The organism is Metabacillus rhizolycopersici, assembly GCF_020075705.1.
The window spans coordinates 1-9,256 of sequence record NZ_JAIQUM010000123.1; the positions used below are offsets into that span (position 1 = coordinate 1).

Genomic DNA, 9,256 nt, shown 5'->3' on the forward strand with positions numbered 1-9,256 from the left:
CCCACCTGAACCTTGATAGTCAGTGGCGAAATGATCAGGCAGTTGAAACACTGTCACATCTAAAATACGGATACGATTGAAAGTAGAGATCATGTGTGCAGAAAGCGATTGATTTGAACAGAGTTTTGTGTGAGAAGAGAAGTAAAGACTTCTCGAAGAAATGCGACAGCTGCTGGATTAAAGCGTTGATTCAGTCCTTCTGAGCTCATCAGTACCCTAGTGGAAGCTTCTAACTGACTGCACAATTGTGTAAGTGATGTGCTAGCGATTTCTTGACTGAGCCATACGCAAAGGGCAATGAGTTCGTTTGCTTGATACTTACTAGATCGCTGTACAAAGCCAACTTGTTTGGCGATATCTTGTAGGACTACTGGAGATAAAAAGTATTGTAGTTCTTGTGCGAAAAAATTCAGTTCATTTGAAATGATAGGATTCATCAAAAACGCCATCCTTTCTCGTAAACTTCTTACGATAAGCATAGCGTTTTTTCATTTTGAGGGTATGATTTTAATTTCGCTTGATGGGCATGCGGCTAAACCCCTAATATGAGAAACGGCCTTTCTTCAATTTATTGTTGAGAAAAGGCCGCCTCGTCTATACAGTTATTACTTAGAACTATAATCTTATTAATCTAGGTGTTTCTTCTGCAATTCCATTTTGTAAAATATGAATATTCATTTTAATTTCTTCATCTGAAACTAATTTGTCTGCACCATGCTTAATCGTTTGATACATCGCATCATAAACAGAACCATAATTTCCGGTAACAGTTGGAACAGATTCCATCATCACTTCATTGTTTTTTACGTATTTCAATATACCGTAATCTTCTTCTTGATCTTCACCAAAATGTGGTTCACCTGGCATAATACCAGCCTTTAAGCAGGCCTCCTGCTGATCCATTTCATATTTAATAAAGCTACCATTTCTACCATGTACACGTATAGAAGGATAGTCTCCAAGTATAAGTTGATTCACTTTTAGAATGACTTTTTTCGTTGGATATAATAACTGTATTTCAAAGGCATCGTCTGGATTTCCTAGCTTACGCATTGTACGAATATCATAGAATACTTGTTCAGGAGTCCCAAAGAGTGCTAATACTTTATCTAATAAGTGAATGCCCAAACCATAAAATTCACCATCTACCTTAGTGCCAATAGGGCGTTCATCTACTGGGCGAAAGCGATCAAAATGAATTTCTACTTCGAAAATTTCACCAATTTTTTTGGATTCTAACACGTGTACGAGTGTTAAATAATCGCTATCAAAACGGCGGTTTTGATATGGCATAGCAACTAGACCTTTTTCTTTAGCTAATTGAAGAATTTCTTCTGCTTCTTCAACCGTTGAGCAAAATGGCTTCTCAACAAGTACGTTTTTCCCATGCTCTAGGCAAGTTTTGGCTAGTTCATAATGTGTTGTTGGTGGAGTGCAGATAGATATTAGTTCAATTTCTTCGTCGTTTAATAAATTATTTAAATCTGTCACATAAGATGTTTCCGGTAAACCAGCTGCTTCTTTTTTCTCTTCTGTCCAAGACGGAGTGTAAATGGACTTAATATGGATATTTTCTCGTTGCTTTACATAAGGAATATGGTAACGTGTTGTACTTTTCCCGCAGCCTATAAACGCCATTTTTAACATTGTTTATCCCTCACATGTTTAATAAATTTACGAACGAGTCAAATTGTTTTTGATGAAGAGCTTCCTTCACCCAAGTTATTTGACTTACTTTTTTATATATTTGTGGAAAATACTTTTTGCTTTGTTTCTCTTTCGGATTGATACATCCAAAAAAGATTAATTGCACTTTTTCATTTTTCCATTGAATTGGTTTCTTCAATATCAACATAGCCATTCTTGATTGCTGATCCGTAATACAATGAGGAATAGCTGTTAAATTACCTAATTCCGTTGTCGATATTTCTTCCCTCTGAAGCACTTCTTGTTGAACATTGGGATGAATTAATCCTTTTGAAATCAAACGGTTCGTCAAGAAAACAAGGCATTCTTGACGCGTTTGAAATTCACATTCAGTAAAGAATAAATCTTTCTGAAAAAGGTCTTGAACATATTCCACACTTGTTCCAAACCGAATCATTTGTAGTATGCGCTCCGAATCGGATTCGTTTAGAATAGGATTAACATGAATAACCTTCTTATCTGTTTCATTCTCAAAATAAAGTGTTGAAATAATAAAATCAATATTTGTTAAGTCTTGTTTTTTCAGCAGATAATAAGGGAGAACATCTTGAATGTGTAGTTGTGGAAAATTACTCTCAAGCTTGCTTTTTAAAACCGTTGAAGTACCAATACCTCCACCACACACAACCAATACATTTACCTTATTCAGCATCCCTTTACTTTCCATATTTGCTTCGAAATGGAGTGCCAAATAAGCTATTTCGTGATCATCCAAACTAATATTAAATGCCAAGTTCAATTCTTCAGCGAGCATATATGCATAATAGGTAGCCATAAAATATCGCGACTGAATTAACTCTTTAAGTGGATTCTCTATTGTGATTTGAAGCCTTAGCCTCTTTAAAGTCGAAGCAATATGGTTACCTAATGATTCCTTTAGATGATCTTCTTTTATAAAATGTTCATTAAATTCTTCTTGAATTTTTTTGATAACTGCTTCAATACACTGTTCAATAACTGCTTTTTCACTAGGAACAATTGAACCGCCACCTAACACCATCGCTAAAAACAAATGCTCTTCCTGTGAAAAGACAAACTCATATTGCTTTTCAAACTCATTAATTGTTTGAGAAGTAACACGAAGATGTGTAACATTTAGTGACTCTTCTTCTAAATTAATCGGTTTATTAATTTTATTTTGTCTTAGTGCAGATACTAATAAATATTTTAGAAATAACTGTACCTCTTCCGTGCTTTTGCGTAAAGAGAATTGTTTTAACTGCTTTGTAAACATGCTTAATAGCCATTCAAAATCAATTTGCTGATTAAACAACTGCTTCATAATACTTTTCATATAGTAGTTGTCCCTAGAGAAGTGTGCAGTAAAGCAACTACGAATCATTAACTCATTACCAAGTACTCTATAACCTTGGTGTCCTTTATTGCAAAGTTGTAGTTGATACTTTTCTAATTCCTGTTTTACAGCCTTTAGCTTATTAAAAGCTGTATTTCTACTACAAAAGAGATGTTCAGATATGTCCTCAATTGTGGCAGAATCCACACTTAACAAATAGAGAAGAACTGTTGTTTCAAGATCCTCAGCATTTTGATTCCCTTCTGTCATACCACCACGTAATTCCTCTACTAAATAAAAGCGTTCTTCCTCCGAAATAACTAACTTATAACCTTCATGACTTGTGATAATTTTAAAGTGTTTTTTCTCTGCAAAATCATGAATATCTTGAATATATCGCTTCACTGTGCGACTACTTATCCCTAGTTGTTTAGCCAGCTCATTACTAGTAATGGCATCTCTCATTTCCAATAAGATTGTTAATATTGATATCATACGAGCATTCACTGGCTATAACCCCTTTTTAATTTTTACTTTCTATTTATTGATTAAGAAACAACAGATTCTTTATTAGTATCTAATGCCTCTTGCTTCTCTGTCTTTTTCATTAAATATTGAGCTCTAAATATTGCGCCAAAACAAACTATCAATGAACCAACTAGTACGGCGATAACCCATCCAATTGGATTACTTGCTAGGGGCCAACCCCAAATGGCTGCAGGAACTCCTGTCACAGCAGATGTTCCAAATAGAGCCGCGATGGCAGCGCCTGTAGCAGAACTAATCACATTTAGAGGAATCATAAATAATGGATCACGTATTGCAAAAGGAATAGCACCTTCTGATACTCCCATAAAACCTAATAAGAAACATGGCATACCATCTGCTTTTAAGTGTGCATCAAATACAGCACGTTTTACGACTAGTTTATCAATAATTGTCGCTAAACCAATACCAATTGGTGGAATAACCGCTCCAATCATCGCTGGTACCCAAGCATTAGCGCCAGTATCTGTATTTAATTGCATGGATAGTGCAAGAGCTGTTTTATTTACTGGTCCACCTAAGTCAAATGCCATTGATCCACCAATAACAGCCGCTAAAGCTACATTACCAGCACCACCAATTAATTCAATGAAAGCCGTAATTCCTTTAATCGCAACCAATCCAATTGGTCCAACGATATAATAACTTGCAATAATAACCGCTATGGATGATAGCACCGGAATAAGAAACATAGTTTTTACAGGTCTAAAAGAACGCTTAAACTTCCAATGTTCATTCATATACTTTACAACATATCCAGCGAAAATACCGATTACAATAGCTCCTAGAAAACCAGAACCCATTTCTTTCGCTAGATAACCACCAATAAATCCTGGTGCTAAACCTAATTTATCTGCCACACTATACGCAACGAAAGCTGCGAAAACTGGGAACATCAGTCCCATCATCCCTGCGCCAGCTTCCTGTGTTAGCCAAGTAAATAATTTTTCGATATGTGTGCCGTTCTTTAACAAATCAGCACTCCACGGATCAAAGTTCATCAATTGACCACCCATAATACCAATACCTAAAATAATACCAGCCGCTACAATGACAGGAATCATATATGAAATACCAGTCATTAGATGCTGTTGAAACATTTTCCATTTAGACTGTTCCATCATACATTCCCCCCCTTTCTTTATAATTGTTCTAGTCTTTGACTAATCGTTTCATAACTCTTTTTAATAGCTTGTTGTAGATCCATGCGTAAAATTTTGTTCTCGTGACCGTCCAAACGTTCACTTGCTGTTAATTTGACAGCACTTGCAATGACAATTAAATCTGCTTCATCAATATCAGACTGACTTAATTTATCTTCAATTCCACCTGCACCTTGCGTTTCAACCTTTACTTTATAACCTAGTTTTTTAGCCGCCTCTTCAATAGCATCTGCTGCCATATATGTGTGTGCAACTCCCATTGGACATGCGCAAACTCCTACAATTTTTTTCATAATGAATAACTCTCCTTTACTGCAATTGTTTGGTTAATTTCTTTAAGCACTAACTCTGTTTCATCCAGTTCTAACAACTTTTGTACAAAATCATCCCTCAATAAGCTTTTGGCAAGCTTTGACAAAATAGAAAGATGCGTATTTGCTGTATTACTTGGAGTCAATATTCCAAATACCAGCTTAACTTTTTCCTCATCACCTTCCCATTCAACAGGTTTTTGTAAACGAATAAAAAGTAATGTTGTTTTTTTTATTTTTATTGATTTACAGTGAGGAATGGCAACACCTCTTCCTACGTTCGTAGTTGACATCGCTTCTCTTTCTAGAATCCCTTCAAGAATGTCTCCTTCCATCTCGGCAGCACCTAGCTCTTCCCCCTTACTTGCTAGCGCTGTAAATATTTGATCACGGCTCTGAAGTGGTTGATCAAGCATAATGTGCTCCATCCCAAAAATTTGCTCTTCCATTTCTATCACACCTTCTATGAATGATTTCTTAGCACAATTATAGAAAACGTTTACAACATAATCATCACAATAAATTTCACCGCTTGGTGACACTAATAGAAATGATGGTCTGGTGCAAATGCACATGCCTATCAAGCCAAGAAAATAGGCCACCCCCAAAACGATAAAATGATCTTCTTTGTTACAAGAAGATCTAAAATTTCGTTCTAGGGGTGTTGCAAAATTTTAACTTGATGGCTATGGGGACAGACCCCAGAATGTAAAAAACACAAATAATGCCATCTTCCTGCATCATTTCATCTCAATATGCCTGTTTTTCTAAGCATTAAACGATTTAATTGGCTACTAGTTGTTGCTTTGTCCTCCATATCGAAAGTTTCTCATATGAACATAGATTGCTATTCTCAAATTACCGCGGAATAAGTAAGGATGCATCCTTAAAAAGGATTCTTACATGTTTACAGATGAGAAATTTGAGGAACTGCATAATCAATTTAAACCAATGATTAATCGCATTATAAAAAGATTAGCAATCTACAAAAATGAACAAGAGTTTTATCAAATTGGCTGCATTGCCTTATGGGAGGCTTCGTTACAGTTTAATGAGGAAAAAGGGGAATTTAAGTCCTATGCTTATTCATACATCATGGGCAAAATGAAAACAATGCTTACGAATGAAAGCATACAACAGGAGAAGGATCGTCGTCTCGAGGCCAATCCGATCCAAGAGCAAACAAGTGGAGATGATTCTACATCATCCCTACTATCACATTCAGTCATTGACAGTATTTCCTCCCTTTTGACCAAAAATCAAAACAAATGGCTCAAAGCCCACTGTCTTTATGGGAAAACACCGAGTGAAATTGCCAAGGATGAAGGGGTATCGAGTTCAGCCGTAAAAGCATGGCGTAGGGATGCGATTGCTAGACTAAAGAAGCATTTACTTAAGGAAGCTTTGATCGAGAGGTAAGACCAACTATTGTGGAAGACTGTTCTCACGATAAAAAGAAGCTAGCATGTTTTTCTGCTAGCTTCAAAAAATTTATTCGGGTGATAGAAATTTAAAATTATAAGAGTTTACCCGTAATTGTATAACTATAGGACTTTAAAATGTTATTTTCCATAGGTCAAATTCTACCTTTTAATTCAAAATAAGGAGCTCTGAAGGTTGAAAAAACAATTTTGTATCTTTTTTAATAAGCTTTAGTAATGCACATTACTCTCTCAATATAATCACTTTTTCAGCGGCTTCGAACCGTCCCCATGTTTCTAAAAAACATTACAACAATGTAATCAGAATTTTAAAATAATGTAACCTAATTTCCTAATAAGTGAAAACTAGTTATGAGATAATAACTACTTTGAGAGTTGTCGATATTTAATAGAGTTTGACTAAAAGATAAATCTATCTTTCTCTGTTTTATCCTATAAGAACAAGATATTGGATTATTTCTGTTTAGGTGGTGCAAAGTTTGTGAGACAAACAAAAAGGAAAAGAAAAAGAGTTAGAGTAAGATGGGGACGTGTATTTGGCGCCCTTCTTGTTCTATGTATCTTTATTTTTGGTAGTTATAGTGTTTTTCAGTTTATACAGGGAACAGCAGAAGCCAACAACTCCCCTTTAAAAAGAGATAAAGTAGAGTATTCTTTTCAAGGAGAGAAAAAAACATTCGGGATGGTAAACGTTCTTTTGTTAGGAAGTGATTCTAGAGGAGAAAAACAAGCTCGTACAGATACAATTATGGTTGGACATTATGACCAAGATACTCATAAGATTAAACTTATTTCTCTTATGCGTGATATGTATGTCTCTATACCTGGGTATGGAAAGCAAAAGTTAAATGCCGCTTATACATACGGAGGTCCAGAATTACTGAGAAAAACAATTAAAGAAAATTTCGGATTGGATATTCATTATTATGCGATTGTAGATTTTAAAGGGTTCGAAAAAGGAGTAGATACTCTTGTTCCAGATGGAATTGAAGTAGACGTACCATATGATATGGCTTCTGGAATAGGGATGACGATAGAACAAGGAAAGCAAACCCTTCATGGTAAAGAGCTATTAGGATATGTCCGTTTTCGTCATGACCGTTTAAGCGACTTCGGCCGAGTCCAAAGACAACAAGAAGTAATTTCAAAGTTAACAGAAGAAGCCGTAAATCTTCAAAGTGTTGTGAAGCTCCCGAAGCTACTAGGCCTCTTGAATGGATACATCACGACAAATATTGATACATCGACACTGTTTTCGATCGGAAAAGACATTTTGACAAACAAAAGTGGGGATATTGAAACGTTACGTCTCCCCGAAGATGGCACTTTTGAAAATCAACGATATGATGGCATTGGTGAAGTACTAGAGGTCGACCTTCAACAAAACAAGGAGGCTCTAAAGGAGTTTTTAGGGGCGTCACTGTGACGGAAACCTAGAAACGGTTGGAGTTACAGCAGCTTTCGGTGGCGGGGCTGCATTGAGCCAAGCGGTAACTCTCATACAAGAATGCATGACAGATCTAAAACAACTTAAACAATAATCGAATGATGATGCCGAGGAAATCAGAGTATATTTGAGGGATTATGCAAAATGATTGACTGACTTTTACAAAATGAATCCTAATCGAACGAGAGAAAGTGTCACGCAATCTCTCGCACTTTGAGATGATTAACGATTCTTGATAAGCTTATAACATAAAAGTTGAAAGGATGGTTCATTATTCATTTAAATCAAAAAATGCTTGACCTCAACTATACTAGTGAAATGGAAAAAGCAATGCATCAATCACATGGTATGGGGTATGCAGAGTACGCACAAAATCATAAAAAGCGAATGGATGTAGAAATAAGCCGGGAAGCGGACTATCGAAAAAGCCAATTAATATATGCTGATATTCAAAGAAAGTTGAAAAAATAAAACTCAATATTGCAAAAAATACTTACAATAAGTAAGTGTTTCAGGCTGTCGACAAAGTCGATAGCCGTTTTTTATAATTACTAACTTATCAATATATGGTGCTGTTTCGCAACAGGAACCACCAAATATGTAACTAAAAAAGAAACACAACCCCTTTTTCTTCAGATGAATTTTTGAAAAAGGGGTTTGTCTACACTCTGAAACACTTACAATAAGTAAGTGTTTTTTGGTTCCTGTAACTAAAACTTATTAATATCTTCCGTGGAACATCTTATGAAACAAGATTTTTCAGGGCATCACTGTGACTAGAACTTGACGTCGAATCAAAGCAAATGGCTCAAAGCCTACTGTCTTTATGGTAAAACACCAAGTGAAATTGCCAAAGATGAAGGGGTATCCATTTCTGCAGTGAAAGCATGGCGTAGGGATGCGATTGCTAGACTAAAGAAGCATTCGCTTGAGGATTTTTTGATTGGGAGGTAAGACTAAGAATAGTCTAAACTGGGGAACTGTTCCCCAGTTTATGATTGGTTACTAGCACTAAATAGCTCCTTTATGATGTATTAACCGGCAGCTTTCTATGATGTGACTTTTGTTCAATACTATAAGCTATTTCTATTCTTAGACAAATAATAACCTGCTGCCATTCCCATTGAACCTGCACCAATTATGATTACATCATATTTCATACCAGTTAACCTCCAAAAATAATCCCAGCTACTCAATTTTTCATTAAAAAATAAGGCTATTTTAGTAAACTTTGTTGTTTTTAAACTTACTTGATTTCTAATTCAACTTTTCGAAATGATGTATCGTCCATAATCATGATTTATTGTCAGAACTTGAGATTTTTTGTCCAAGCTCAAGGTTTTATT

Annotated in this window: 8 protein-coding genes and 2 pseudogenes; 4 read left to right on the forward strand and 6 right to left on the reverse strand. The window is 35.7% G+C overall.

The window, feature by feature from the left end:
* The 6 genes and pseudogenes from K9V48_RS25890 to K9V48_RS25915 all read right to left on the reverse strand — a co-directional run.
* Positions 1 to 437, reverse strand: a pseudogene (locus K9V48_RS25890) (transposase); the annotation flags it as partial.
* A 178-nt stretch (positions 438 to 615) separates the two neighbouring features.
* On the reverse strand, positions 616 to 1,647 hold the full coding sequence (locus tag K9V48_RS25895) for an oxidoreductase (RefSeq protein WP_224141974.1): 1,032 nt from the start codon (positions 1,645 to 1,647) through the stop codon (positions 616 to 618).
* A gap of 10 nt (positions 1,648 to 1,657) precedes the next feature.
* Positions 1,658 to 3,508 carry a BglG family transcription antiterminator gene (locus K9V48_RS25900; RefSeq protein WP_224141975.1) on the reverse strand — a complete coding sequence of 617 codons (1,851 nt, stop codon included), beginning with the start codon at positions 3,506 to 3,508 and terminating at the stop codon, positions 1,658 to 1,660.
* A 41-nt stretch (positions 3,509 to 3,549) separates the two neighbouring features.
* The gene (locus K9V48_RS25905) at positions 3,550 to 4,671 is read right to left on the reverse strand and encodes a PTS fructose transporter subunit IIC (protein ID WP_224141976.1); all 1,122 of its coding nucleotides are present in this window, start codon (positions 4,669 to 4,671) and stop codon (positions 3,550 to 3,552) included.
* 17 nt (positions 4,672 to 4,688) lie between these two features.
* Positions 4,689 to 5,003 (reverse strand): PTS fructose transporter subunit IIB, encoded by a 315-nt coding sequence (locus tag K9V48_RS25910; RefSeq protein WP_224141977.1) that lies wholly within the window; start codon positions 5,001 to 5,003, stop codon positions 4,689 to 4,691.
* On the reverse strand, positions 5,000 to 5,470 hold the full coding sequence (locus K9V48_RS25915) for a PTS sugar transporter subunit IIA (protein ID WP_224141978.1): 471 nt from the start codon (positions 5,468 to 5,470) through the stop codon (positions 5,000 to 5,002). The genes K9V48_RS25910 and K9V48_RS25915 overlap by 4 nt, the downstream gene beginning before the upstream one ends.
* Before the next feature lie 454 nt (positions 5,471 to 5,924).
* Here K9V48_RS25915 and K9V48_RS25920 point away from each other — a divergent pair, with 454 nt between their 5' ends.
* The 4 genes and pseudogenes from K9V48_RS25920 to K9V48_RS25935 all read left to right on the forward strand — a co-directional run bounded on the left by K9V48_RS25920 (position 5,925) and on the right by K9V48_RS25935 (position 8,381).
* On the forward strand, positions 5,925 to 6,440 hold the full coding sequence (locus K9V48_RS25920; RefSeq protein WP_224141979.1) for a sigma-70 family RNA polymerase sigma factor: 516 nt from the start codon (positions 5,925 to 5,927) through the stop codon (positions 6,438 to 6,440).
* A gap of 504 nt (positions 6,441 to 6,944) precedes the next feature.
* Positions 6,945 to 7,889, forward strand: a complete 945-nt coding sequence (locus tag K9V48_RS25925; RefSeq protein WP_224141980.1) for an LCP family protein — start codon at positions 6,945 to 6,947, stop codon at positions 7,887 to 7,889.
* A 10-nt stretch (positions 7,890 to 7,899) separates the two neighbouring features.
* Positions 7,900 to 8,004: pseudogene (locus K9V48_RS25930) on the forward strand (carboxymuconolactone decarboxylase family protein); the annotation flags it as partial.
* A 224-nt stretch (positions 8,005 to 8,228) separates the two neighbouring features.
* On the forward strand, positions 8,229 to 8,381 hold the full coding sequence (locus K9V48_RS25935; protein WP_224141981.1) for a YuzK family famiily protein: 153 nt from the start codon (positions 8,229 to 8,231) through the stop codon (positions 8,379 to 8,381).
* Positions 8,382 to 9,256: the final 875 nt, after the last annotated feature.

What these genes read in the sequence shown, in the direction of transcription:
- K9V48_RS25895 (WP_224141974.1), bottom strand. Translation starts at nt 1,647, where the DNA reads ATGTTAAAAATGGCGTTTATAGGCTGCGGGAAAAGTACAACACGTTAC.
- K9V48_RS25910 (WP_224141977.1), bottom strand. Translation starts at nt 5,003, where the DNA reads ATGAAAAAAATTGTAGGAGTTTGCGCATGTCCAATGGGAGTTGCACAC.
- K9V48_RS25905 (WP_224141976.1), bottom strand. Translation starts at nt 4,671, where the DNA reads ATGATGGAACAGTCTAAATGGAAAATGTTTCAACAGCATCTAATGACT.
- K9V48_RS25920 (WP_224141979.1), top strand. Translation starts at nt 5,925, where the DNA reads ATGTTTACAGATGAGAAATTTGAGGAACTGCATAATCAATTTAAACCA.
- K9V48_RS25915 (WP_224141978.1), bottom strand. Translation starts at nt 5,470, where the DNA reads ATGGAAGAGCAAATTTTTGGGATGGAGCACATTATGCTTGATCAACCA.
- K9V48_RS25935 (WP_224141981.1), top strand. Translation starts at nt 8,229, where the DNA reads ATGGAAAAAGCAATGCATCAATCACATGGTATGGGGTATGCAGAGTAC.